Raw genomic sequence first — 25,475 nt, 5'->3', positions numbered from 1 at the left:
CACACCGCACACCGCACACCGCACACCGCACACCGCACACCGCACACCGCACACCGCATCTCCCCCTGCTTCCTTGTCGATCCGCGCCGCGCATCGCTCACGCGCGCGATGCGGGCGCGCGCCTTGCTCGACCGCGTGGCGGCGACGATGCCGTTGCCGCGTTCGACAAGGAGGGTCCGACATGAAAGCAGTCGTATTTCACGGTATCGGCGACATCCGCATCGATACCGTTCCCGATCCGGAAGTCGCCGACACCACCGATGCGGTCGTGCGCCTGACGGCCAGCGCGATCTGCGGCACCGATCTGCACATGGTGCGCGGCACGCTCGGCGGCATGAAGCCGGGCACGATTCTTGGGCACGAAGGCGTCGGCATCGTCGAGGCGGTCGGCCGCGACGTGCGCAATCTGCGGCGCGACGACCGCGTGCTGATTCCGTCGACGATCGCATGCGGCCACTGCGTGTACTGCCGCGCCGGCTATACCGCGCAGTGCGACGTCGCGAATCCGGGCGGCCCGCGCGCGGGCACCGCGTTCTTCGGCGGCCCCGCCGATTCGGGCGCGTTCGACGGACTGCAGGCGGAATACGCACGCACGCCGCTCGCGAACGCGAGCCTGATCCGTCTGCCCGACGAAATCGACGACGATCGCGCGATCCTGATGTCCGACATTTTTCCGACCGGCTATTTCGGCGCACAGCTCGCCGAAGTGAAGCCGGGCGATACGGTCGCGGTGTTCGGCGCGGGCCCGGTCGGGCTGTTCGCGATCGCGAGCGCGAAGCTGATGGGGGCGGGCCGTGTGATCGCGATCGACCGGATCGCGTCGCGTCTCGACATGGCGTGTGCGCAGGGCGCCGAAGCGGTCGACTTCTCCGAGGACGATCCGGTCGACACCGTGCTGCGTCTGACCGGCGGCATCGGCGTCGATCGCGTGATCGATGCGGTCGGCGTCGACGCGATGCGCGCGACGCACGGGCCGGCCGCCGCGGACGCCGACGCGGCACGTGCGTTCGATGCGGAGGTCGACGCGGTCGCGCCGCGCCGCAAGCCGGACGGCCGCAACTGGGTGCCGGGCGACGGGCCGTCGCAGGTGCTGCAATGGGCCGTGCGCGCGGTCGCGAAGGCGGGCACGGTCGCGGTGATCGGCGTGTATCCGCCGCAGGCGCGCGTGTTTCCGATCGGCGAGGCGATGAACCGCAACCTGACGATCAAGATGGGCAACTGCAATCACCGGACGATCACGCCGCAGCTGATCGAGCTGGTGCGCAGCGGTGCATTCGATCCGTTGTCGGTGCTGACGCAGCGCGAGCCGCTGACCAATGCGATCGACGCGTATCGCGCGTTCGACGTGCGCGAGCCGGGCTGGGTCAAAGTGAAACTGGAGCCGTGATCATGGCACCCGCAACGAACCGCACCGAACTGAACGCGCGCTACGACACCTGCATGGCTGCATGCGACGCATGTGCGCATGCGTGCGACGCCTGCGCGGGCGCGTGTCTCGCGGAGCCCGACCCGCGCGCGCTGACCGCCTGCATCGCACTCGACATCGAATGCGCGCTGCTGTGCCGCTTCGCGTCCGGCGCGATGGCCCGGCGCAGCGTGCTTGCGCCGCAGGTCTGCGCACTATGCGCGCTGGTCTGCGAGCGCTGTGCGGCGGAATGCCGGCGCCATACGCACGAGCACTGCCGGCGCTGCGCGCTCGCCTGCGATGCCTGCGCGGCGATGTGCCGCGCGATGGCATGAACGCGGCCGCTTACGGGCGCGCGTGGAACTTGCGCGCGACGCGCTGCAGCAGCGCGTCGAGCACCGGCATCTCGACCGGTTTCACGAGATGGTCGTCAAAGCCGGCGCCGGTACTGCGCGCGCGGTCCGCCGGTTGCGCGTGTCCCGACAGCGCGACGCACGCGGTGTCGGCGAGCGCATCGATGCGGCGCAGTGCCTGCAGCAGCGCGAACCCGTCGACGTCCGGCATCGTCAGGTCGATGAGCATCAGATGCGGCGTGTAGTCGCGTGCGAGCGCGAGCGCTTCGTCCGCGCTGTATGCGACGCGCGGCGCGTGGCCTTTGACCTGCAGCAGCACGGCGAGCGTGTCCGCGGAGTCGCGGTTGTCGTCGACGACGACGATGCGCAACGGTGCGACCGGCGCGGCGGCGGCCGCCGTCGCGACGGGCACCTCGGGCTCGGCGCGCGCCGCGCGCTCGACCGGCAGCCGGACGATGAACGTCGCGCCGTGGCCGGGGCCTTCGCTTTCCGCCGAAATCATCCCGCCGTGCAGTTCGACGAACGACCGGCAGATCGCGAGGCCGAGCCCGAAGCCGTCGGCCGGCCGATGGGCGGCGCCTTCCTGCTCGAACAGATCGAAGATCGATTCGAGCGCACCGGGCGCGATCCCGACGCCGCGATCGACGACGCGGATCGCGACGACCGTGCCCTCGACACGCGCGCTGATGTCGATGCGCCCGCCGCGCGGCGAGAATTTCGATGCGTTGTCGAGCAGGTTGTGCAGCACCTGCACGAGCCGTGCATCGTCGCCGCGCAGCACGATCGGCTCGGGCGGCAGCTCGACGTGGATCTCCTGCTCGCGCGTCGCGAGCTTCGGTTGCACGCTTTCGACGCCGCGGCAGACGAGATCGCGCACCGTCACCGGCCGATCCTCGAGCTCGACCTTGCCCGACGTGATGCGGCCGACGTCCAGCAGATCGTCGACGAGCCGTGTCAGTTGCCCGACCTGACGGTGCACCGCTTCGCGGCACTGCGCGAGCGCGGGCGCCGGATCGGGCAGGCTTTGCAGCACGCCGACCGAATGGCGCAGCGGCGCCAGATGATTGCGCAGTTCGTGCGCGAGCATCGCGATGAATACGCTGAGCCGATGCGTGGACGTCTCGAGTTCCTCGAGCCGCTTGCGCTCGGTCATGTCGCGCGTGATCTTGATGAAGCCGCACAGCTGATCGGACTCGTCGCGCACCGCGGTGATCGTCACGCTCGCCCAGAACAGCGAGCCGTCCTTGCGCACGCGCCAGCCTTCGTCCTCGAAGCGGCCGTGCGTCGCGGCTTCGCGCAGCCCGTACGACGGGCGGCCGGCCGCGAGCGCTTCGGGCGGATAGAAGCGCGAGAAATGGTTGCCGACGATTTCGCTCGCACGGTAGCCCTTGATCCGCTCGGCGCCGGCGTTCCACGTGACAACGCGCCCCTCCGTGTCGAGCATGAACACCGCGTGGTCGGTGATCGAGGCGACGACGGTCTGAAAACGGAATTCCGCGAAGCGATGCAGCAGGTCGCCCGCGTCCGGGGCGGACGGCGGGGGATTCGAGTGGGGTCGAATGTCGTCTTTCGTCATCAGAGGCGGGCTCGGCTGCAAATGACACGCCATGGGCCGTCCGCGGGACAGCGGGACGGCGGCGCGGTGGTTCGGGGCGGCACCCCGAGAGCATACGGGATCGCCGCTTGATTGGCCAATCTGCACGCACGGACTGTGCCGGGCCGCACGCAATGAACGGGGCCGGTCGCGCGCGGGACGCCGGCGCCGGGCGAGCGCACCGATGACCGCGCCGCCGGTCACGCCCACCCGTCACGCCACACCCATCGTGCGCGCCCGTCACGCGCGCCGGCCGCGCACGCCGGTCGCCCGGACCGCCCCGGCCGCCCGCGCCGCCCGCGCAGGCCGCCTGTCGTCGCGCTCGCGGCCGGCACGGCCCTTGCGTCCCTCGCGTGCCCGGCGACCGGCGCGGCCTGTTCGGGCCGCGCCGCGCATGGCAACCGCGAGGACATGGCGATGAGCACACTGAATCCCGACAACGAGCCGGCCGGCCCGGACGACGAGAACGCGAGCCGCGGCCGCGACGGACGCGCACTGGGCCCGAGCGACTCGTCGGACAGCGGCAGCGACACGGCCGGCGCACGGCGCCACGCGTTCGACGTCGATTCGCCGCTCGACGCGCATGCGCTGGAGCGCGGCGACGCGACGCTCGACAGCGACACGGACCGCGCGGGCACCGGCGAGCGCGCGGCCGCCGACGGCGACGCGACGCTCGAGGAGAGCGCGGACATCGAGCCGGACCGGCTCGAGCAGCTCGCCGAGCCGCCCGAGGTGGACGAGCCCGACGAATCCGACGAATCCGACGCGGGCGGCGGTCGGCGCGGCTGACGCGCACGCAAAAACTGCAATCCGGTTGCAGATCGGCACGACCGGCGCGTGCGGCGCACGCGTTCGGGCCCCGCGCGCGCGGCATGCCGATTGCGCCGGCGACGCGACGCGCGCCGGGCGGCATGGGGCCGTCCGCCGCGCACGCGGTCAAGGAGGACACGATGCAACGACGATATCCCGGGCGGCCGGTCGAACGGCGCGGCCCGCCCGATTGGCAGGAACGCAGCGAACGCGCGTACCGGGACGCGGGCGAGCGCGGTTTTCCGGACGATCCGGCGCTGCGCCCCGAAGAGGACTACGAGTCCGCGTACCGGCGCTTCGCGAGCGAAGACGTCGGCCCGGAGGAATGGGGCAGCGAATGGAGCGAGCGCTCGGCACGGCCGGCCGCCGAGCTCGGGCGGCGCGGCGCGCGCACCGAATGGCACGGCGGCCCGGGCGGCCCGGGTGAACCGCGCGGCGCGCGCGATGCGGCATACGAGGCCGAGCGCGGCCGCGGACAGCCGGACGAGCGCTCGGCCGCGCACCGCTACGGCGGCGGCCGTGACGAGCCGCCGGGCCTGCGCGGCCATTTCCGGCTCGGCTGGTACGGCGGCGGCGAGCGCGGCTACGACGATCCGCGTACGGCCGACGCGCCGGACCTGTCGCGCTTCGGCAGCGGCGCGGCGCGCGACGCGATGCGCGGCCGGCGCGGCCCGAAAGGCTATACGCGCTCGGACGAACGGATCCGCGAGGATGTCTGCGAACGGCTCGCGCATGCGCTCGACATCGATGTCAGCGACGTCAGCGTGCAGGTCAGCGACGGCCGCGTCGAGCTCGAGGGCACGGTGCCCGCGCGCTGGATGAAGCATGCGATCGAGGACATCGCGGACGATTGCATGTGCGTGCGCGACGTCGAGAACCGCGTGCGCGTGAAGCGCGAAGGCGAGCACGACAGCGGCATGGTGCTGCACCCCGCGCAGCGGACCGTCACGCCGACGCAGCCGGCCGTGCGCGAGCCGGAGCCCGGCACGTCGGCGGCGCAGGGCGCGGGCGGTGGCGACGCGGGTAGCGGCGGCAGCGCAGGCAGCGGCGCCGCAGGCAGCGGCACTGCGGCGGGCACCGGCGGCACGCCGGGCCGCGAGCGCCATCACTGACGGAGGACGGGCGCCATGAACCCGCCACAACGGAACGCAGTGCGCGCATGACGGCGGCGACCGGGGAGACGCGACGCGACGCGCGCGGCCTGCGGCTGCGGATCACGGCCGAGCTGTGGCGCGCGATCTGGCGCTATCGCGCGCGCGTGCTCGCGGCGATTGCGCTGCTCGTGCTCGCGAAGGCCGCGGCCGTGTCGGTGCCGCTGCTGCTGAAGGAGATCGTCGACGATTTCGGCCAGCTCGCGCAGCGGCCCGCATCGCTGCCGGTGCTGCTGCTGTTCGCGTACGCGGTCGTGCGGTTCGCGTCGAACGCGCTGAACGAAGTGCGCGACATGACGTTCGTGCAGGTCACGCAGAGCACGGTGGCCGCGTTCACGGTACGCACGTTCGGCCATCTGCACCGGCTCGGCGCGCGCTTCCATTCGCAGCGCGAGACGGGCGCGGTCGTGCGCGACCTCGAGAAGGGCACGGCCGGCATCGGCTATCTGCTCGGCGTCGCCGTGTTTACGATCGTGCCGACCGCGATCGAGATCGGCTCGGTGCTCGTGATCGTCGTCAGCAAGTATGGCGGCGGCTTCACCGCGATCATCTTCGTCACGTTCGCCGTCTACGCCGCGTACACGATCGTGTTCACGCGGCGGCGCATGCGCTACCAGCGCCGCGTGAACGCGCTCGAGGCCGAATCGAATTCGCGGATCGTCGACAGCCTGCTGAACGTCGACACCGTCAAGTACTTCGCGCGCGAGGACGTCGAGCGCGACCGGCTCGACCGCGTGCTGAACGCATGGTCCGACGCGGGCGTCGACAACCAGTACGCGCTGTCGACGCTGCACATCGGGCAGAGCGCCTGCATCGGCGCGGGCATCGCGGCCGTGATGCTGCTCGCCGGCGAGCGCGTCGCGAGCGGCGCGATGACGGTCGGCGACCTTGTGCTGATCAACGCGTACATCATCCAGATCAGCCTGCCGCTGAACGCGCTCGGCTTCGTGTTCCGCGAGGCGAACGACGCGATGACGAACATCGAGCGGCTGTTCGGGCTCCTCGACGCGCGCGGCAAGCCGGGCGAGGACGGCGACGTGCCGGGTGCGCAGCCGCTCGTCGTGCGCGGCGGCGCGATCGAGTTCGAGCACGTGGACTTCGGCTACGAGCCGAGCCGGCAAATCCTGTGGGACGTGTCGTTCCGGATCGAGCCCGGCCAGTCGGTCGCGGTGGTCGGCGGCAGCGGCTCGGGCAAGTCGACGCTCGCGCGGCTGCTGTTCCGGCTCTACCAGCCGGACGCCGGCACGATCCGCATCGACGGCCAGGATCTGCGCCTCGTGACCGAGCGCAGCCTGCGCGACGCGCTCGGCATCGTGCCGCAGGACACGATCCTGTTCAACGACACGATCGCGTACAACATCGCGTACGGCAAGCGCGACGCGACGCGCGCGGAAGTCGTCGCCGCCGCGCGCAGCGCGCAGCTCGACACGTTCATCGAGCGGCTGCCCGATGCCTACGACACGCGCGTCGGCGAACGCGGCGTGCGGCTGTCGGGCGGCGAGCGGCAGCGTGTCGCGATCGCGCGCGCGCTGCTGAAGGCGCCGCCGATCGTCGTGTTCGACGAGGCGACGTCCGCGCTCGACACGCGGTCGGAGCGCGCGATCCAGCAGGAGCTGATGCGCGTCGCGCAACACCGGACGAGCCTGATCATCGCGCACCGGCTGTCGACGATCGTCGATGCGGACCGCATCCTCGTGATGGAGTACGGCCGCCTCGTCGAGCAAGGCACGCACGACGAGCTGCTCGCGAGCGGCGGTGTCTATGCGCAGATGTGGGCGCTGCAGGCGAAGCAGCGCGAGCTCGAACGCACCGAGGCGAAGTTCGCACGGCAGCCGGTGCGCATCAATCCGCTCGTGTCGCAGGTGCTCGACGGGCTCGCGGACGCGGCCGAGCGGCGCGGCGTGCCGGTGTTCCGCCATTTGTCCGACGAGGACCTGATCGTGAAGGCCGATCCGGCCGCGCTGCGGCGCTTCGTGTGGGAGCTGTGCCGCAACGGGATCGACGTGAGCGGCAGCGGCGGGCGCGTCCAGGTCTATACGGAGCGGCACGATCCGGACGCACGGATCACGGTCGCATGCGCGGGCGTCGATGCGCCGGAGCTGTCGCTGCTCGCGCTCGAGCCGCTGCAGAACGCGATCGAGGAGGCGGGCGGCTACGTCGTGCGCGAACGCGACGACACCGGTGTCACGCTGCACGTCGCGCTGCCGCTGTGCGCGATCGCGCCGGCGTCGATGCAGCCGGCCGATGCCGTGCCCGCGCCGATCGCCGACAAACCGCTCGAAGGGCTGCGCATCGCGTGCGTCGACGATCACGACGAAGCGCGCGATGCGCTGACCGCGCTGCTGACGGTGGCCGGCGCGCAGGTCGACGCATTCGCGTCGGGCCAGGCGCTGCTCGATACGCTGTGGCGTGCGCGCCGGGCGGACTGGCCGGCGCTGCTCGTCTGCGACATCGACCTCGGCGACGACGAGGAAGACGGCTACACGGTGATGACGCGCGTGCGCCAGCTCGAAGCGGCGCGCGCGAACGAGGACGGCGCGTCGTCCCTCGAAGCGCTCGCGCTGTCCGGCCACGCGCGCGAACGCGACCGCGCGCGGGCCGTCGAGGCGGGTTTCCATGCGTATCTGACCAAGCCGGCGGCGCCGGCCGACCTGATCGCGACGCTGCGCGCGCTCGCATTTTCCTCCGGAGACTCTCATGCCCACTCATCTGAATCCGCCCCCCGAAGGGTTGACCGCACGTCGCGGCGGTAGCGCGTTCGCGGATCGCCAGGCCGCGATCGCGGCCGTCGAACTGCTGTTGCCGACGCTGTCGGCCGCGCTGCAGAGCGACTTCGTCGGCGACAGCGGCTGCCTGCACATCGTGATCATGGATCCGGCGCTCGGCCCGCAGGACGCGTCGTTCGAAGACGCGATCCTCTACGAGTTCTCGCTGCCCGACCCGAAGGACTGGGACGCCGACTATCGCGCGTATGCGCGCGCAAAAGCGCGCCTGTCGTGGGAAACCGGCCGCGACGGCCACGTCGTGCAGGCGCTCGAGCCGTACCGGCTGCGCGCGGGCGACACGAACCTGTGGGGCGCCGTCGCGCAGCACGGCATCGTGGTCGGCGTATCGGGCGCGCAGCCGTGGTTCGACGAGGCGTTCGCGGGCTGCATCGCGCACTGCCTGCGCGCGCTCGCGAAGCATCGCGCACAGGCGACGCCCGACGCGCTCGCGATCTGATCGCGCGCCGCGCGCGGTGCGGGCACGTTTTTACAGCCGGTTATAAAAAAGCCAGCGAACGCGCGGCGGCGCGCGACGCAACGCGGTTCGAACCGGACGGGCACAAATCTCGCTGTCTTCCCTGTCATGACGCTTGTCACGACAAGCGTTCCGACGAAGTTCTTCGGACGCCGACAGGGAGGTACTTGTGAACGGGACCCACGATCCAGCTCAACTGCCGCTCGCCGGCCGCACCGCACTCGTCACGGGCGGCGGCCGCGGGCTCGGCGAAGCGATCTGCGAGGAACTCGCGCGCAACGGTGCGCACGTCGTCGTCGCGGATCTCGACGGCGACCGCGCGGCGGCCGTCGCGCAGCGGCTCACGCGGCACGGCGTGAAGGCGGTCGGCCGTCCGCTCGACGTGCGCGACGAGGCGTCGGTGCTGCAGGCCGTGCACGATGCGCGCGAAGTCGTCGGCGATCTCGACGTGATCGTCAACAACGCGGCGATCGACGTGACCGCGCCGATCGACGACGTGAGCGTCGACGCATGGCAGCAGGTGCTGATGACGAACCTGTTCGGTCCATACCTGATGTGCCATGCGGTCGTGCCGATGATGAAGGCGCGCGGCGGCGGGCATATCGTCAACATCGCGTCGACCGCATCGAAACGCGCGTGGCCGAACGCATCGGCGTATCACGCGACGAAGTGGGGGCTGCTCGGTCTGTCGCATGCGCTTCATGCGGAGCTGCGCCCGGCCGGCGTGCGCGTCTCGGCGATCGTCGCGGGCGGGATGCGCACGCCGTTCCTGCTCGACCGCTTCCCGGACATCGACGAGGACACGCTGCAGCCGCCCGAGAACGTCGCGGCCGCGGTGCGCTTCGTGCTGACGCAGCCGCCGGGCACGGTCGTGCCGGAAGTGATGGTGCTGCCGATGAAGGAGACATCATGGCCCTGAAGCACGATCCGCGTCCGCGCGGCGCCGTGCTGCTCGACAAGGACGGCACGCTGCTCGACGACGTGCCGTACAACGTCGATCCGGCGCGCATGCGGCTCGCGCCGGGCGCCGCGCGTGCGCTGCGCTCGCTCGCGTCGACCGGCATGCCGATCGCGGTCGTCTCGAACCAGCCGGGCGTCGCGCTCGGCCGCTTCACCGAATCTCAGCTTGGCGCGGTCCGCCAGCGTCTTGCCGAACTGTTCGAAGAGAACGGCGCGGCGCTGGCGGATTTTTTTTACTGCCCGCATCACCCGCAGGGCAGCGTGCCGCGCTATGCATGCGACTGTCTGTGCCGCAAGCCGAGGCCCGGCATGCTGCGCCGCGCGGTCGCCGCGCTCGGCGTCGAGGCCGGCGCGAGCTGGATGATCGGCGACATACTCGACGACATCGAAGCCGGCCGCGCCGCGCAGTGCCGCACGATCCTCGTCGATCGCGGCTACGAGACGGAATGGCGGATCGACGCGACACGCACGCCGCATTTCGTCGTCGACCGGCTCGATCTCGCGGCCGACATCGTCGTGCGCGAAACCGCGCGCCGTCACGGCTCGCGGGTACGGCAATGAGCGCGCCCGCGTGGGACCGCGCGCGCCGCATCCTGTGCGTGCGGCTCGACAATCTCGGCGACGTGCTGATGACGACGCCGGCACTGCGCGCGCTGAAGGAAAGCGGCAACGGCCGGCATCTGACGCTGCTGACGTCGAGCACGGGCGCGGCGCTCGGCACGCATCTGCCGATGGTCGACGACGTGTGGACCTACGATGCGCCGTGGGTCAAGCACCCCGACGCGCCGGCCAACCCGGTCGCCGATCTCGACATGATCGACCGGCTGCTGTCCGCGCGCTTCGACGCGGCGGTGATCTTCACCGTCTACAGCCAGAGCCCGCTGCCGGCCGCGATGATGTGCTGGCTCGCCGGTATTCCGCTGCGGCTCGCGCATTGCCGCGAGAACCCGTATCGGCTGCTGACCGACCGCGTCGCAGAGACCGAGCCCGAACAGCAGGTGCGCCACGAAGTGGCGCGCCAGCTCGCGCTGGTGCGCACGATCGGCGCGAAGACGGCCGACTGGCGGATGGCGTTCGAGCCGGGCGACGCGGCGCGCCGGGCGGTGCAGGCGCGGCTGCGCGCCGCGCTGCAGCGCTTCGGCGGCCCGCGGCGCGGCGACGCGCACGGTTGCGGCCGCTGGCTCGTCGTGCATCCGGGCGCGAGCGCCGCATCGCGGCGCTGGCCGGCCGACCGCTTCGGCGACGCGGCCGCGCGCCTCGTGTCGCAGTTCGACGGCGTCGCGGTGACGGGCGGCAGCGGCGAACGCGCGCTCGTCGATGCGGTGTGCGAGCGGATCGGCCCGCGCGCGCTGCCGCTCGCGGGCGCGCTGCCGCTCGGCGAGCTCGGCGCGCTGATCGAGACGGCCGACCTGCTGCTGTCGAACAACAGCGGCCCCGCGCATCTCGCGGCCGCGCTCGGCACGCCGGTCGTCGATCTCTACGCGCTGACCAATCCGCAGCACACGCCGTGGCGCGTTCCGCATCGCGTGCTGAACGTCGACGTGCCGTGCCGCAACTGCTATCGCAGCGTGTGCGAACAGCCGGGACATCCGTGCCTGCGCGGCGTGCGTGTCGACGACGTCGTCGACGCCGCGCACGCGCTGCTGCGCGGCAACGCGCGCGGTGCGCGGCACGCGGGTGCCCGCGCGGCCGCCGCGTCCGACACGTCGCTCGCCGGCAGCGCAGCCGGCGCATCGAACGTGATTCCTTTCGCGCACGTCATCACCAGGAGCTGACGCATGCCCGAACCGATCTATACGCTCGGCATCAACGCCGCCTTTCACGACAGCGCCGCGTGCCTCGTGCGCGACGGCGTGGTCGTCGCCGCGGCCGAGGAAGAACGCTTCACGCACGTGAAGCATGCGAAACGGCCGGTGCCGTTTTCGACCTGGGAATTGCCGTATCACGCGATCGACTACTGTCTCGCGGAAGCGGGCATCGCGCTCGCGGACGTGCAGCACGTCGCGTATTCGTACGATCCGTGGCTCGAACTCGATCGCCACGCCGGACAGCCGTCGCTGACGCTGCCGCTCGAACCGTCCGCGCACGCGCGGCCGCCGGGCGGCGAGTCGCCGTGGCATCCGCTGTTCCTGTCGTCGATCGTCAACGCGCCGCGCCAGCTCGCGGGCGGCGCGCCGCACCATCTGCAGCGGCGCTTTCGCGGCGTCACGCACGACGGGCCGTTCCGCTGGCATTTCGTCGAGCACCATCTCGCGCACGAGGCGAGCGCGTTTCTCGCGGCGCCGTACGAGCGCTGCGCGGTGATGACGATGGACGGCCGCGGCGAGCGCGCGACGACGAGCTACGGCGTGTTCGACGGGCGCACGTACCGGCGCATCGCGCAGGTCGACCTGCCGCATTCGCTCGGGCTGCTGTACGAGCGCGTCACGCGCTACCTCGGCTTCCTGCATTCGTCCGACGAGTACAAGGTGATGGCGCTCGCGTCGTACGGCAAGCCGATCTACGCGGATCAGATGCGCCAGCTCGTGCGCTATCGCGGCGACGGCCGGTACGACGTCGAGGATGCGGATCTGGTCGCGCTGTTCGGCCCCGCGCGCGAGCGCGGCGGCCCGATCACGCCGAACCATTGCGACATCGCGCACGCGCTGCAGCTGGTGCTCGAGGAAACGACGCTGCGCGCGGTCGAATGGCTCGCGGCCGAAACGGGCGAGAAGCAGCTCGCGATGGCGGGCGGCGTCGCGCTGAACTGTGTGATGAATGCGCGCATCCGCGATCGCGGTCCGTTCGACGACGTGTGGGTGCAGCCGGCGGCCGGCGACGCCGGCACGGCGCTCGGCGCCGCGCTGTGGACCGACTTCCGCGTGCGCGGCGCGCGCGGCGACTGGCGCATGGATCACGCGTATCTCGGCCCGTCGTTCGAGGACGACGCGATCGAGGCGTTCATCCGCGAAGCGCAGCTGCCGTATCGGCGGCTGAACGACGTCGCCGCGCAGACGGCCGCGCTGCTCGCGCAGAATCGCGTGATCGGCTGGTTCCAGGGCCGCATGGAGTTCGGCCCGCGCGCGCTCGGCGCGCGTTCGATCCTCGCGTCGCCGATCGATCCCGACATGCAGCGCAAGCTGAACCGCATCAAGGATCGCGAGGATTTCCGGCCGGTCGCGCCGGTCGCGCTCGAAAGCAAGGCGCATGAGTGGTTCTCGGGCGGCCGGCGCGAGCCGCTGCATGCGCCGTTCATGCTGTTCGTCTACGACGTGCGGCCCGAGCGCGCGGAGCGGATTCCGGCCGTGCGCCATATCGACGGCACCGCGCGCGTGCAGACGGTCGGGCCGCAGCAGAACCCGCTGCTGCATGCGCTGCTGACCGAGTTCGACGCGCTGACGGGCGTGCCGGTGCTCGTCAACACGTCGTTCAACACGCGCGGCGAGCCGATCGTCTGCACGCCGCGCGACGCGATCGAATGCTTCTGGACCTCGCCGCTCGACGCGCTCGTGATCGGCTCGTTCCTGATGGAGAAGCCGCGATGAACATGCGCGACACGCAGCTGCCGCCGGTCGTGTCCGTCGTCGTGCCGACCTACCGGCGGCCCGATCTGCTCGAACGCTGTCTCGACGCGCTGTGCGTGCAGGTGTTCGATCCGACGACGTACGAGATCATCGTCGTCGACGACGATCCGGCCGGCAGCGCGCGGCCGGTGGTCGACGCCTGCCGCGCGCGCATGACCGACGTGCCGGCGATCCGCTACCTGAGCGCGCCCGACACGCAGGGGCCGGCCGGCGCACGCAACGTCGGCTGGCGCAGCGCGCGCGGCGCGCTGATCGCGTTCACCGACGACGACACGATTCCCGATCCGACCTGGCTGCGCCACGGCGCGGCCGCGCTGCTCGCGGAGCCGTCCGCGGCCGCGGCGGCAGGGCGCATCGAGGTGCCGCTGCGGCCGCGGCCGACCGACTACGAGCGCGACGCGGCCGGGCTCGCGCATGCGGAATTCGCGACCGCGAACTGCTTCGTGCGGCGTGCCGCGCTCGAACGCGTCGGCGGCTTCGACGAGCGCTTCACGCGCGCGTGGCGCGAGGATGCGGACCTGATGTTCGCGCTGCGCGAGCATGCGGGCCCGATCGTCGAGGTCGAGGACGCGCGCATCGTGCATCCGGTGCGGCCCGCGCGCTGGGGCGCGAGCATAGGCCAGCAGTCGAAGGTCTATTTCGACGCGCTGCTGTACAAGAAGCATCGCACGACGTACCGGCGCCATATCCGGCCGGTGCCGCCCTGGCACTACTACGGCGCGGTGTTCGCGGCGCTCGCGGCGATCGTCTGCTTCCTCGCGCGCTGGCACGCGGCCGGCGCGGTGTTCGCCGGCATCTGGGCCGCGATCACCGCGTGGTTCTGCTGCAAGCGGCTGCGCGGCACGGCGCTCACGCCGTCGCACGTCGCCGAGATGATCGTCACGTCGATCGCGATTCCGCCGGTCTCGCTGTACTGGCGCATCCGCGGCGCACTTCACTTCCGGGTGTTCTTCCTATGACGCTCGACACGTCCTCCCCGCCGGCGCCGCGCACGATTGCCGTGTTCCGCGCGCTGCAGCTCGGCGACATGCTCTGCGCGGTGCCGGCGCTGCGCGCGCTGCGCCGCGGCGCGCCCGATGCGCGGATCACGCTGATCGGACTGCCGTGGGCGCGCGAGTTCGCGTCGCGCTTTGCCGACTACATCGACGACTTCATCGCGTTTCCCGGCGCGCCGGGACTCGGCGAGCAGGCGGAACCGGAAGCTGCCGCGCGCGACGCGTTCGTCGCGAAGTGCCGCGCGCGCGCGTTCGATCTCGCGATCCAGTTGCACGGCAGCGGCGCGCGGACCAACGCGATCGTCGCGTCGCTCGGTGCCGCGCGCACCGCGGGCTTCATGCCGGCCGACGGCGACGCGTTCGCGCTCGACCGCTCGATCGTCTGGCGCGACGAGGAGCCGGAAGTCACGCGCTATCTGCGGCTGATGCACACGCTCGGCTATCCGGACTGGGGCGACTATCTCGAGTTCCCGCTCGGCGGGCTCGATTACGCGCTGTGGCACGTGCTCTGCGACGAATACGCGCTCGAGGCCGGCCGCTACGTGATCGTGCACCCCGGCGCGCGGATGGCGTCGCGCCGCTGGCCGGTCGAGCGTTTCGCGAACGCCGCGCGGCGGCTGGCGGACGACGGCTGGCAGATCGTGCTGACCGGCACGCGCGCCGAAATCGCGCTCGCCGGCGCGTTCGCGGAGCAGCTCGGGCGGCCGTGCGTGAATCTGTGCGGCCGCACGCCGCTCGGCGCGCTCGCCGCGCTGATCGGCCGCGCGCGCCTGCTGCTCTGCAACGACACCGGCGTGTCGCATGTCGCGGCCGCGCTCGGCACGCCGAGCGTCGTCGTCGCGTGCGGCAGCGACACCGCACGCTGGGCGCCGCTCGACGGCGAGCGCCATCGCGTGCTCGCGAACTATCCGTCATGCCGGCCCTGCATGTACGACACGTGCCCGTACGAGCACGAGTGTGCGGTGGCGATCGGCGTCGACGACGTGATCGATCAGGCGAGCGCGCTGCTCGCGGAGGAGAGACGTCATGTCACGTAAGCGTTTGCGCGTGCTGACCTGGCACGTGCACGGCAACTACCTGTACTACCTGTCGCAGGCGCCGCACGATTTCTTCATCGTGACGAAACCGCAGCATCCGCCCGGTTACGCGGGCCGCGTCGGCCATCTGCCGTGGGGCGACAACGTGCACGAGGTGCCGGTCGAATGCGTGCGCGATACCGCGTTCGACTGCGTGCTGTATCAGCATCACAGCCACTACCACCACGACCGGCTGCATCTGCTGAGCGATGCGCAGCGCGCGCTGCCGACGCTGTTCATCGAGCACGATCCGCCGCGCGAGCATCCGACCGACACGCTGCACCCCGTGCAGGACCCGAACGTGATGCTCGTGCACGTGACGCCGTTCAACGCGCTGATGTGGGACAACGGCATCACGCCGACGCGCGTGATCGAGCACGGCGTGCTCGTGCCCGACAACGTCGCGTATCACGGCACGCTGCCGAAGGGCGTGACGGTCGTGAACAACCTCGCGCGCCGCGGCCGGCGGCTCGGCGCGGACGTGTTCGAGCAGGTCCGCACCAGCGTGCCGCTCGATCTGGTCGGGATGGGCTCGAGCGAGCTCGGCGGCATCGGCGAAGTGCCGAATCCGGCGCTGCCGCACTTCCTGTCGCACTACCGGTTCTTTTTCAATCCGATCCGCTATACGAGCCTCGGGCTCGCGGTGATCGAGGCGATGATGATCGGCTTGCCGATCGTCGCGCTCGCGACGACCGAGATGGCGCAACTCGTGAAGACCGGCGTGAACGGCGCGGCCGACACGCGCCCGGCGGTGCTGATCGAAGCGATGCGGATGCTGATCCGCGATGCGGACCTCGCGCGCGCGTGGGGCGAAGCCGCGCGCCGCGACGCGCGCGAGCGCTTCGGCATCGAACGCTTCGTGCGCGACTGGGTCGCGGTGCTGACCGAAGTCGCGGCGTAAGTGCATCGGCGCGGGCCGCGCGACGGCGGCCCGCCCGCTCGCTCACTCACTGGCTCGACGCGTTCGTCGTCGGGTTCGTGCCGCATCCCGCACCGCCGCCTGCGTTGCCGGTGCCGCCCGACAGATTCGCGACGAGATTGCGCTCGTGCTCGGGCAGCAGCGCGAGGCGGTTGTACAGCGTCTTCAGGCTGATGCCGAGCGCTTTCGCGGTGCGCGGCTTGTCGCCGTTGAAATGCCGCAGCGACGCGACGATGAAGCGCTGCTGCGTATGCGCGAGCGTCGTGCCGATATGCAGCGTCATCGCGTTGTGGCGCACTTCCTCGCGCGGCGGCTGACGGCGCGGCAGCTGCAGGTCGATCTGCTCGTCGGCGAGGATGAACGCGCGCTCGACCGCGTTGCGCAGTTCGCGCACGTTGCCGGGCCACGTGTAGGCGCGCAGCGCCTTCATCGCCTGTGACGACAGCCGCTTGCGCGTGCGATGGCGCGTGTTCAGGCGCTCGACGATCTGCAACGCGATCTCGCCGACGTCGTCTTCGCGCTGGCGCAGCGCGGGCACGTGCAGCGCGACCGTCGCGATGCGGTAGAACAGGTCTTCGCGCAGACGGCCGCTGCGCACGGCTTCGACGGGATCGTGATGGGTGGCCGCGACGATGCGCACGTCGATCGGAATCGCTTCGTGGCCGCCGACGCGCATGATCGTGTTCGACTCGAGCGTGCGCAGCAGCTTGACCTGCAGCTCGAGCGGCATTTCGGCGATCTCGTCGAGAAACAGCGTGCCGCCGCGCGCGGCCTCGAACATGCCGACGTGCTGCGCGACCGCGCCGGTGAAGCTGCCTTTCTCGTGGCCGAACAGCTGCGACTCGGCGATATCGCCGGGAATCGCGCCGCAATTGACCGGCACGAACGGCCCGCGCCGACGCGGGCTCATGTCGTGCAGCAGGCGCGCGACAATGTCCTTGCCCGCGCCGCTTTCCCCCACGATCAATACGCTTGCGCGCGTGGTCGCGACCCGCGACACCTTGAGCATCAGGGTCTGGATCGAGCGCGAGCGGCCGAATAGCCGCGTGCCGTCATCGTCGGATTTCGACATGGTCTGATATCGAAGTGGGAAGTTTTGACCGAATACGTCACGGCGGAAAGGAAAAAACGACGCGGTGTGCGTCGCTGGTTCGTGCACAGAGCATATCGTCGATATCGTGTGCGAGGCATTGAATATCGCAATCCGCGCGCGCGAGACGGATAGATTTAATCGATGAAGCGAGCACGCGAGACACGCTTCTTCTATACTGCTAAGCACTGTTACTGATGGCAGGACTGCTTGTCTGCCCCGATGACGCGCACCGCGTGATGCGCCGCCGAGTGCCCCGGCGGTCGACGCGCTGCCTACTCGCCGCGGTTCCGGCCGCTCGCGTGCCGGGCCGCACCACAAGGAGCCCAGATGCCCTACGTTCTGATCGTCGAAGACGATGCCGATACGCGCACGATGCTCGCGACGCTCGCGCGCTCGCAGCAGCTCACGTGCGACACGGCCGCGACGCTGGAAGAAGCGCGTACGCTCGTCGCGACGCATACCCCCGATCTCGTGCTGTGCGATCTCGTGCTGCCGGACGGCAACGGTATGGATCTGTTCGATGCATTACCGAAACGCGCACACTGCGAGATGGTGCTGACCACCGGTCATGCGAGCCTCGAAACCGCGATCGACGCGTTGCGGCGCGGTGCGACCGACTATCTCGTGAAGCCGCTGAACATGCAGCGGCTGAACAGCATCTTCGCGCGCGTGCCGCGCACGACCGCGCTGCATGAAGAAATCGCGGAGCTGCGTTCCGAACTGCAGCGGCTCGGCCGCTTCGGCCGCATGCTCGGCAGCTCGCCGGCCATGCAGGCCGTCTACGACGCGATCGGCCGCGTCGCGCGCACCGAGGCGTCGGTGCTGCTGACGGGCGAATCGGGCACCGGCAAGGAGCTGGCCGCGCAGACGATCCACGATCTGAGCCTGCGCCGGCGCGGCCCGTTCCTCGCGATCAACTGCGGCGCGATCGCCGCGAATCTCGTCGAGGGCGAGATGTTCGGCCACGACCGCGGCAGCTTCACCGGTGCCGAGCGGCAGCACAAGGGCTTTTTCGAGCGCGCGGACGGCGGCACGCTGTTCCTCGACGAAATCACCGAGATGCCGCTCGAATCGCAGGTCAAGCTGCTGCGCGTGCTCGAGACGGGGCGCCTCACGCGGCTCGGCTCGACGCGCGAGATCGACGTCGACGTGCGCATCGTCGCGGCGACGAACCGCGACCCGGAAGCCGCGATGGCCGACGGCAAGCTGCGTCCCGACCTCTATCACCGCATCAACGTGTTCCCGATTCCGCTGCCGTCGCTGCGCGAGCGCGGCGACGACATCCCGATGCTCGCCGACGCGTTCCTGCAGCGCTACAACGAGGAAAGCGGCCGCAACCTGCGCTTCGCGCCGGCCGCCCGCGAGGCGCTGAAGACGTACGCGTGGCCCGGCAACGTGCGCGAGCTGCGCAACTTCGTGCAGCGCGCGAGCATCTTCAGCGACGTCGACGTGATCGAGACCTTGCCGCCGCCGATCATGGACGAGCTGTCGAGCATGGTCGATTCGCATGAAGATCGCGTGACGGTGCCGTTCGGCACGCCGCTCGAGGAAGTCGACCGCAAGCTGATCCTCGGCACGATCGCGCAGTGCGGCGGCGTGAAGGCGCAGGCCGCCGAAGTGCTCGACGTGAGTCTGAAGACGATCTACAACCGGCTTGCGCAGCTGGAAAACGAAACCGACAAGCCGGATTCCTGATGCCGCCGCGAGCCTGTCTACGCGCGCGCGCGCGTTGCGCCGCGCGTCGTCGGCGGCGATCAGGCGACGCATCCGTTCGACGTGCGGCGCGATCGCGCGCCGCTCGCGCAGGATCCACGGCAAGCCCGCGAACGCGCGCACGAGCCCGCGCTCGCGCCGCAGCCGCGGCAGCATCCGCACCGTATGCACGAGCGCCGCGCCGGCCGGCCAGCGCAGCCACGCGGTCCACGCGTCGTTGCGCGCGGCGACGCTCGCGCGCGTGCGCGTGTCGCGCACCGTCGACGGATAGTGGTGGACGGTCAGCGTCGGCACGTACACGAGCCAGTCGCCGGCCGCGCAGAGGTCCAGCGCAAGCAGCGCTTCCTCGCCGCCGAGAAAGTAGCGCGGATGATAGCCGCCCGCGCGCACGAACGCATCGCGCCGGAACATCGTCGCGCCGGCCAGCAGCCCGAGGATCGGGCGGCCGGGCAGCGGCACCGGCGCCTCGAGCGGGCTCGCGGCCATCACGCCGCAGGTCGGATCCTCGCGCTCCTCGGGGCCGACCAGCACGCGCGCCGTGAGCGCGGCCACGTGCGGATACGCGTCGAGCAGATCGGCCGCGTCGCGCAGCGAACCGGCGGCCCACCACGTATCGTCGTCGCAGAACGCGACGTAAGGCGTGCGCGCGACCGCGACGCCGAGATTGCGGCCGGCCGCGCCCGGATTGCCGGGCGCCGCGACGAGTGCGACGTGCGGAAAGCGCGCGCGCACGAGGGCGGCCGTCGCCGCGTCGGCCGCGTTGTCGACCACGACGATCGCGGGCCGGTCCGGCAGCGCGGTCAGTCGCGCGAGCGTGCGCGCGAGTTCGTCGGGGCGCCGGTACGTGAGCACGACCGCGGTCACGCGCGGCTCGTGCGGCGGCAGCGCGACCTGCGCGGGCGTTACGCGTACGTGACGTCGCATTCGAGCTGCCAGTACGTTTCCGGTTTGCGGAGGTCCGCGAGCATATGCGGCTCGAACAGCGCGATCTGACTCGCGTACGCTTCGACCGCGCGCGCCTTTGCGTCGCGGCCGTCCGTGCGCTCGCCGTCCGTGCGCTCGCCGGCCGGCGCGCCGACCGGCCGCGCGATCCAGCCGTGCTCGCGCCAGCCCACCACGCGCTTGGCCATCAGCCCCTCGATGCGCCGATACGGCACGTCTTCGTAGAAACGCCACACGCGCGACGTATCATCGTCGCGCAGCAGCGTCAGCATCGCCTGCTGCACCTGCAGATGATCGCGATGGAACAGGCCGGCCGGCGCGAGCACGCCGTAGCCGGGGTGCTCCGCGATCACGGCGGCCACGCGCGCGGCAATCGCCGATGCCGCGGCCGGCGTGCCGTACTGATCGTCGAGGAAATCGAGCCACACCGGCCGTGCATCGAGGATCGACAGCGCGCGACGGTCTTCGTCGCGGCGCGCGCGCATCGCGTCGTCCGCGCTGCGAAAGCCCGCGCGCCGATCCCAGGGCGGCGCAACGGTTCCGGCCGGCGGAATGCCGGCGAATACCGTGACGACGACCGACCCGGGTGCCTGCGCGAGCAGTTGCCCGCAACTGAACACCGCGTCGTCGAGATGCGGCGAAACAACGAGCCAGCGAGTGGGAGCAGTCATGGCAGAGGGGACTCCATCGTATGCGGCAGCATCCGCGGTACGCATCGGCGAGCACGCGGCATGCCCGCGCATGCGCCGCGCCGCAGCGCACGCAGCGCACGCCGGGAGCGCGGCCGATGAGTGAAAAGATGCGCCCGCATGCCGGAAATTGCGCGACGGCCGTGATGTGCGTCGCGATCGCGACGGTGCTGCAGGCGCTCGCGATCCGCTTCGGCGGCGCCAACATGCCGCTCGCGCTGTACTACCCGTTGCTCGCGGTGGTCGCGTGGGCGACGACGTTCCTGTTCGGCCTGGTCGCGACGCTCGCGAGCAGCGTGCTCGTGTGGACGCTGTTCCTGTCCGATCCGGGCGCGTACACGATGGCGCTGCCCGAACGGCTCGCGCGACTCGGTGAATTCGCGCTGATCGGCGTGCTGGCGTGTGCAGTCGTCGCGGCGGTGCGCCATGCGCGCGTGACGAACGAGCGCGCGCGGCGCCGCGAAGCCGCGGGCCGCGCGCAGCTCGAGGCCGTGCTGCACGCGCTACCGGACGGCGTGATCGCGACCGATACGCACGGACGGCTGACCTATCTGAACGCCGCGGCGGCCGCGCTGCTCGGCTGCCGGCCCGACGACGCGCTCGGCCGCGCGCTGCGCGACGTGCTGCAGCTGACCGATCGCGACGGGCGGCGTGTGCAGACCTCGGCGCTCGACCATGCGCTCGGCGGCGCGCGCACGACCTGCGAGCGCCACTGGCTGCGCGCGGCTCGCGGCGAGCCGGTGCCCGTCGCGGAGATCGCTGCGCCGATCGCCGATGCGGACGGCAACGTCGACGGCGCCGTGCTGCTGCTGCGCGACGCGAGTGCCGAGCGTGCGCGCGCGGACGCCGCGCAGGTCCGGCGCGCGGTCGTCGACGCGTCGCCCGACGCGATCGTCGGCATCGACCGCGACGCGCGCATCGTCAGCTGGAATCCGGCCGCGCAGCGCATTTTCGGCTACGACGAAGACGCGGTATACGGCCGCCGCTTCGACACGCTGATCGCGAGGCGCTGGCTCAAGCGTCATCCGCTCGTGCAGACCTTCGACCATCTGCGCGAAATCGTCGGGCCGGTCGATCTGCTGTGCGTGCGCCGCGACGGCGGACGGTTTCGCGCGACCGTTGCCGCGCGGCCCGTGAGCGGCGAGGCGCGCGACGGCGTCGCGCTGTCGATGACGCTGCGCGAGACCGGCGTTCAGCGACGCCAGGACCGCCGCACGCAGCGTTCGCTGCGCAGCGCGCGCGACGCGGGCGAGCAGGCCGCGACGTCGAATCGTCTGAAGGATGAGCTGCTCGCGACCGTGTCGCACGAGTTGCGCACGCCGCTGAACGTGATCTACGGCTGGGTCGAGGTGCTGCGCAATTCGCGCGACGACGCGCTGCGCGTGCAGGCGATCGACGCGATCGACCGCAGCGCGCGCTCGCTCACGCGCATGGTCGGCGACATCCTCGATGCGTCGTCGCTGTCCACGGGCAAGCTGCGGCTCGACACGATGCCGGTCGACATCGTGCGGCTGTTCGCCGACGTCGTCGCGGCGTTCCAGACGGCCGCGTCGAGCGCCGGCATCGCGCTCGAATTCGAGTCGCACGTCGCGACCTGCATCGTGTCGGGCGACGCCGAACGGCTGCGGCAGATGCTGTCGAACCTCGTGTCGAACGCGCTGAAGTTCACCCCGGCCGGCGGCGACGTCACGGTGAGCGTCGCGCACGACGACACGCATGCCGTGCTGACCGTGACCGACACCGGGCAGGGCATCGCGCCCGAATTCCTGCCGCACGTGTTCGACATGTTCCGGCGCGCGGACGATTCGCCCGCGTCGTCGCGGCGCGGCCTCGGGCTCGGACTGTCGATCGTGCGGCATATCGTGCAGCTGCACGGCGGCACGGTCGTCGTCGACAGCGCGGGCCGCAATCGCGGCACGACCTTCACGGTGAAGCTGCCGGCCGGCTGGCAGCCGATCGGCGCGATGGCGTGGGGCATCGCGCAGACGGTCGTCGAGCGCGAACGGCTCGGCCTCGACACGCAGCGGATCCTGATCGTCGACGACGACGCGACCACGCGCGCGAGCCTGACCGCCGCGCTGCGCACGCTCGGCGCCGAAGTCGCGGTCGCGTCGTCGGGCCATCAGGCCGTGACGATCGCCGCGCAGATGCGGCCGACCGTCGTGCTGTCGGATCTCGCGATGTCGGACGGCGACGGCTTCTGGCTGCTCGACGCGATCCGCCGGCGCGCGGCCGAAGGCGACGACGCGTGCAATCCGCGCGTCGTCGCGGTGACCGCGCACGCGGGGCTCGCCGACGAGCGGCGCGCGCGCGCGGCCGGCTTCGACGGCTATCTCTGCAAGCCGGTCGACGTCGGCGATCTCGCGCGCGAGATCGCACGCGTGACGAGCCGCGACGACTGAGCCGACGCGGCGCGCGGCGCGGTTACGAGGTCGGCGCCGCGCGGTTGCGTGTGCCGATCTGCGCGAGCATGTGCGACGCGATCTGCGTGCTGCGCACGAGGTCGCCCGGCGCATGGTGCGCGGCTTGCCGATGGATGAAATAGCGCGCGGTATGCGCGAGCCCGCTCGCGAACGGCGTCGTCGCGCGCCAGCCGAGCCGCTTGCGCGCCGCGTCGAGATTCGGCCGGCGCTGGCGCGGATCGTCGGCCGGCAGCGGACGAAACTCGATCGGCACCGTCGCGCCGACCACACGCACGACTTCGCGCGCGACGTCGATCATCGCGATCTCGTCGTCGCTGCCGAGATTGACGGGCTCGCACGCGTCGCCCGGCTCGTCCATCAGCCGCACGAGCGCGTCGATCATGTCGTCGACGTAGCAGAACGAGCGCGTCTGCGTGCCGTCGCCGTAGACGGTCAGCGGTTCGCCCGCGAGCGCCTGCGTGATGAAGTTCGACACGACGCGGCCGTCGGCCGGATGCATGCGCGGCCCGTAGGTGTTGAAGATCCGCGCGATCCGCACGTCGACGCCGTACTGCCGGTGATAGTCCATGAACAGCGTTTCCGCGCAACGCTTGCCTTCGTCGTAGCACGCGCGGATGCCGATCGGATTCACGCGGCCGCAATAGCGCTCGTCCTGCGGATGCACGTCGGGGTCGCCGTACACCTCGCTCGTCGACGCCTGCAGGATGCGCGCCTTCACGCGCTTGGCGAGACCGAGCAGGTTGATCGCGCCGTGCACGCTCGTCTTGGTCGTCTGCACCGGATCGCGCTGGTAGTGCACGGGCGACGCGGGGCACGCGAGGTTGTAGATTTCGTCGACCTCGACGTAGAGCGGAAACGTCACGTCGTGACGCATCAGCTCGAAATTCGGCGCGTCGAGCAGGTGGGCGATGTTGTCCTTCGCACCGGTGTAGAAATTGTCGACGCACAGCACGTCGTGGCCGGCCGTCACGAGACGCTCGCAGAGATGCGAACCGAGAAAGCCGGCGCCGCCCGTCACGAGCACGCGTTTTCGATCGTAGCCCTTCATCACGCATTCTCCTTGCGGGTGGCCAGTACGGCCGGTGTCGTCGCGACCGGCGTGCGGCGCGACGTGGCGGCCGTCGTGCCGGCACGCTCGCGTGCGACGTCGCGATAGACGTCGACGAGCCGGTCGACGACGCCGCGCCACGTATAGAAGCGGTGCGCGCGTTCGTAGCCGGCGCGGCCGAGCGCCGCGCAGTGATCCGGTTGCGCACGCAACTGAACGAGCCGCTCGGCGAGCGCGGCCGGATCGCGCGGCGGCACGAGATAACCGGTCTTGCCGTCCTCGACCGTCGTGCGGATCCCGCCGACGTCGCTGCCGATCACGGGCGTCGCGCAGGCCATCGCCTCGACGGGCGTGATGCCGAACGGCTCGTACCACGGCGTCGTCACGAACACGTCGGCTGCGCTGTAGTAGAGGTGCAGCGCGTCGCGATCGCGCCGGCCGACGAACGTCACGCGATCGGCGATGCCGACGTCGTGCGCGAGCGCGGCGAGCCGCGCGAGCTCCGGATCGTTCGCCGGGTCGGGCGTCGCCTGGCTGCCGCCGACCACGTACAGCCGCGTCGGCCGCTGCGGGTCGCGCGGCATACGCGCGAGCGCGTCGATCACGTTGTCGATCCCCTTGCGCGGCACGAGGCGGCCGAGCTGCAGTACGACGAACGCATCGTCCGGCCAGCCGAGCTGCGCGCGCGCGGCCGCGCGCGGCGCCGGCCGGAATTCGCGCGCGTCGAACCCGCACGGCACGATCTCGATGCGCGAGGCATCGGCGCGATAGTGCGTGGTCAGATCGAGCGCGTCCTGCGGGCATTCGGCGATCAACCGGTCCGAGCGGCGCGCGAGCGTGTCCTCGATCGCGAAGCGCGCATCGGGGAAGCCGTCGGCCGCACCCTGATGCAGACGCCGCACGCGGCCGAGCGCATGGAACGTCGTGACGAGCGGAATCCCGAGGCGCTTTTTCACACGCAGCGCCGCTTCGCCGGACATGAAGAAGTTCGCGTGCATGACGTCGACCGGATCGGGCTCGCGGCGCATGCGCGCGATCATGTAGTCCGCGAACGCGCCCATGTACGGCAGCAGCTTTTCCTTCGGCACGTCGACCGGCGGGCCGGCCGGCACGTGGATCACGCGCATCCGCGTGCCGATCCGCACGACTTCCGGCAGGTGCGCGTTGTCGCAACGCGTATATACGTCGACGTCGAGCCCGCGCTCGGCGAGCTGCTTCGCGACGTTCGCGACATAGATGTTCTGCCCGCCTGCATCGACGCCGCCGATGACCCCCAGCGGCGACGCATGTTCACTGATCAACGCGATTCTTTGCATGGTGTCGCTCCCGATATCGGGGCCGCGCCGGTGCGTCCCTCGAAGCTTCTCCGGCAATCGTCATGCCCGCTGCTACGCGCGTGTGCGCGTACGGGAGAGCGCCGCAAAAATTACAACGCGTTGGATGAAAGGGCGTCTGATCATCGGCGGGCACACGCCGAATGCGGTTCGACCGGACATGACGC

The 25,475-nt window shown here is 71.0% G+C and carries 20 protein-coding genes and 1 pseudogene; 15 read left to right on the top strand and 6 right to left on the bottom strand.

The window, feature by feature from the left end; translation table 11 throughout:
• Positions 1-181 precede the first annotated feature (181 nt).
• Entirely contained in the window at positions 182-1,387 is a 1,206-nt protein-coding gene (locus ACSHSS_RS13085) for a zinc-dependent alcohol dehydrogenase (RefSeq protein WP_035956289.1), read from the top strand.
• 2 nt (positions 1,388-1,389) lie between these two features.
• Entirely contained in the window at positions 1,390-1,740 is a 351-nt protein-coding gene (locus ACSHSS_RS13080) for a hypothetical protein (RefSeq protein ID WP_006417218.1), read from the top strand.
• Positions 1,741-1,750: 10 nt separating this feature from the next.
• Here ACSHSS_RS13080 and ACSHSS_RS13075 read toward each other — a convergent pair whose 3' ends face one another.
• The gene (locus ACSHSS_RS13075) at positions 1,751-3,334 is read right to left on the bottom strand and encodes a PAS domain-containing hybrid sensor histidine kinase/response regulator (RefSeq protein WP_445545061.1); all 1,584 of its coding nucleotides are present in this window, start codon (positions 3,332-3,334) and stop codon (positions 1,751-1,753) included.
• A 435-nt stretch (positions 3,335-3,769) separates the two neighbouring features.
• On the opposite strand from ACSHSS_RS13075, the gene ACSHSS_RS13070 reads away from it, so the two are divergent.
• The 11 genes from ACSHSS_RS13070 to ACSHSS_RS13020 all read left to right on the top strand — a co-directional run bounded on the left by ACSHSS_RS13070 (position 3,770) and on the right by ACSHSS_RS13020 (position 16,048).
• On the top strand, positions 3,770-4,141 hold the full coding sequence (locus ACSHSS_RS13070; protein ID WP_043282141.1) for a hypothetical protein: 372 nt from the start codon (positions 3,770-3,772) through the stop codon (positions 4,139-4,141).
• A gap of 161 nt (positions 4,142-4,302) precedes the next feature.
• Complete coding sequence (locus tag ACSHSS_RS13065; protein ID WP_049019152.1) at positions 4,303-5,274, top strand: BON domain-containing protein; 972 nt, start codon at positions 4,303-4,305, stop codon at positions 5,272-5,274.
• A gap of 47 nt (positions 5,275-5,321) precedes the next feature.
• Positions 5,322-8,066, top strand: coding sequence for an ABC transporter transmembrane domain-containing protein (locus ACSHSS_RS13060; protein ID WP_049019150.1), 2,745 nt, complete (start codon positions 5,322-5,324; stop codon positions 8,064-8,066).
• Positions 8,011-8,535: a hypothetical protein gene (locus ACSHSS_RS13055; protein ID WP_035957039.1), complete on the top strand. Its 525-nt coding sequence runs from the start codon at positions 8,011-8,013 to the stop codon at positions 8,533-8,535. Before ACSHSS_RS13060 ends, ACSHSS_RS13055 begins: the two co-directional genes overlap by 56 nt.
• Positions 8,536-8,722: 187 nt before the next feature.
• Positions 8,723-9,472 carry an SDR family oxidoreductase gene (locus ACSHSS_RS13050; protein ID WP_006398898.1) on the top strand — a complete coding sequence of 250 codons (750 nt, stop codon included), beginning with the start codon at positions 8,723-8,725 and terminating at the stop codon, positions 9,470-9,472.
• Positions 9,463-10,074, top strand: a complete 612-nt coding sequence (locus ACSHSS_RS13045) for a D-glycero-alpha-D-manno-heptose-1,7-bisphosphate 7-phosphatase (RefSeq protein ID WP_006398899.1) — start codon at positions 9,463-9,465, stop codon at positions 10,072-10,074. Before ACSHSS_RS13050 ends, ACSHSS_RS13045 begins: the two co-directional genes overlap by 10 nt.
• Complete coding sequence (locus tag ACSHSS_RS13040; RefSeq protein ID WP_049019151.1) at positions 10,071-11,288, top strand: glycosyltransferase family 9 protein; 1,218 nt, start codon at positions 10,071-10,073, stop codon at positions 11,286-11,288. Before ACSHSS_RS13045 ends, ACSHSS_RS13040 begins: the two co-directional genes overlap by 4 nt.
• Before the next feature lie 3 nt (positions 11,289-11,291).
• Complete coding sequence (locus ACSHSS_RS13035) at positions 11,292-13,037, top strand: carbamoyltransferase family protein (RefSeq protein ID WP_006417278.1); 1,746 nt, start codon at positions 11,292-11,294, stop codon at positions 13,035-13,037.
• Positions 13,034-14,035: a glycosyltransferase family 2 protein gene (locus tag ACSHSS_RS13030; protein WP_048995119.1), complete on the top strand. Its 1,002-nt coding sequence runs from the start codon at positions 13,034-13,036 to the stop codon at positions 14,033-14,035. Before ACSHSS_RS13035 ends, ACSHSS_RS13030 begins: the two co-directional genes overlap by 4 nt.
• A complete protein-coding gene (locus ACSHSS_RS13025) occupies positions 14,032-15,108 on the top strand; it encodes a glycosyltransferase family 9 protein (protein WP_006415346.1) in 1,077 nt (358 codons plus the stop codon). Before ACSHSS_RS13030 ends, ACSHSS_RS13025 begins: the two co-directional genes overlap by 4 nt.
• The gene (locus ACSHSS_RS13020) at positions 15,098-16,048 is read left to right on the top strand and encodes a glycosyltransferase (RefSeq protein WP_043281482.1); all 951 of its coding nucleotides are present in this window, start codon (positions 15,098-15,100) and stop codon (positions 16,046-16,048) included. Before ACSHSS_RS13025 ends, ACSHSS_RS13020 begins: the two co-directional genes overlap by 11 nt.
• A gap of 46 nt (positions 16,049-16,094) precedes the next feature.
• On the opposite strand, the gene ACSHSS_RS13015 is transcribed toward ACSHSS_RS13020, so the two are convergent.
• Complete coding sequence (locus tag ACSHSS_RS13015; protein ID WP_111311729.1) at positions 16,095-17,138, bottom strand: sigma-54 interaction domain-containing protein; 1,044 nt, start codon at positions 17,136-17,138, stop codon at positions 16,095-16,097.
• Between the two features lie 348 nt (positions 17,139-17,486).
• Here ACSHSS_RS13015 and ACSHSS_RS13010 point away from each other — a divergent pair, with 348 nt between their 5' ends.
• The gene (locus ACSHSS_RS13010) at positions 17,487-18,854 is read left to right on the top strand and encodes a sigma-54-dependent transcriptional regulator (RefSeq protein WP_445545060.1); all 1,368 of its coding nucleotides are present in this window, start codon (positions 17,487-17,489) and stop codon (positions 18,852-18,854) included.
• 21 nt (positions 18,855-18,875) lie between these two features.
• On the opposite strand, the pseudogene ACSHSS_RS13005 reads toward ACSHSS_RS13010, so the two are convergent.
• Both ACSHSS_RS13005 and ACSHSS_RS13000 read right to left on the bottom strand, forming a co-directional pair.
• A pseudogene (locus ACSHSS_RS13005) lies at positions 18,876-19,796 on the bottom strand (glycosyltransferase family 2 protein); the annotation flags it as partial.
• Complete coding sequence (locus tag ACSHSS_RS13000) at positions 19,775-20,485, bottom strand: PIG-L family deacetylase (RefSeq protein WP_006415723.1); 711 nt, start codon at positions 20,483-20,485, stop codon at positions 19,775-19,777. The gene ACSHSS_RS13000 and the pseudogene ACSHSS_RS13005, both read right to left, overlap by 22 nt.
• A gap of 116 nt (positions 20,486-20,601) precedes the next feature.
• Here ACSHSS_RS13000 and ACSHSS_RS12995 point away from each other — a divergent pair, with 116 nt between their 5' ends.
• Entirely contained in the window at positions 20,602-22,905 is a 2,304-nt protein-coding gene (locus ACSHSS_RS12995) for a hybrid sensor histidine kinase/response regulator (protein ID WP_445545059.1), read from the top strand.
• A gap of 22 nt (positions 22,906-22,927) precedes the next feature.
• Here the strand turns inward: ACSHSS_RS12995 and ACSHSS_RS12990 are convergent, their stop codons facing one another.
• Positions 22,928-23,974 carry a UDP-glucuronic acid decarboxylase family protein gene (locus ACSHSS_RS12990; RefSeq protein WP_006398911.1) on the bottom strand — a complete coding sequence of 349 codons (1,047 nt, stop codon included), beginning with the start codon at positions 23,972-23,974 and terminating at the stop codon, positions 22,928-22,930.
• Positions 23,974-25,290 carry a glycosyltransferase family 4 protein gene (locus tag ACSHSS_RS12985; protein WP_006415724.1) on the bottom strand — a complete coding sequence of 439 codons (1,317 nt, stop codon included), beginning with the start codon at positions 25,288-25,290 and terminating at the stop codon, positions 23,974-23,976. The genes ACSHSS_RS12990 and ACSHSS_RS12985 overlap by 1 nt, the downstream gene beginning before the upstream one ends.
• Positions 25,291-25,475: the final 185 nt, after the last annotated feature.

The sequence above is a fragment of the Burkholderia sp. BC1 genome, from assembly GCF_052683555.1.
The sequence above is the reverse complement of the archived record's forward strand: the minus strand, read 5'-3'. Positions and strand labels throughout refer to the sequence as shown.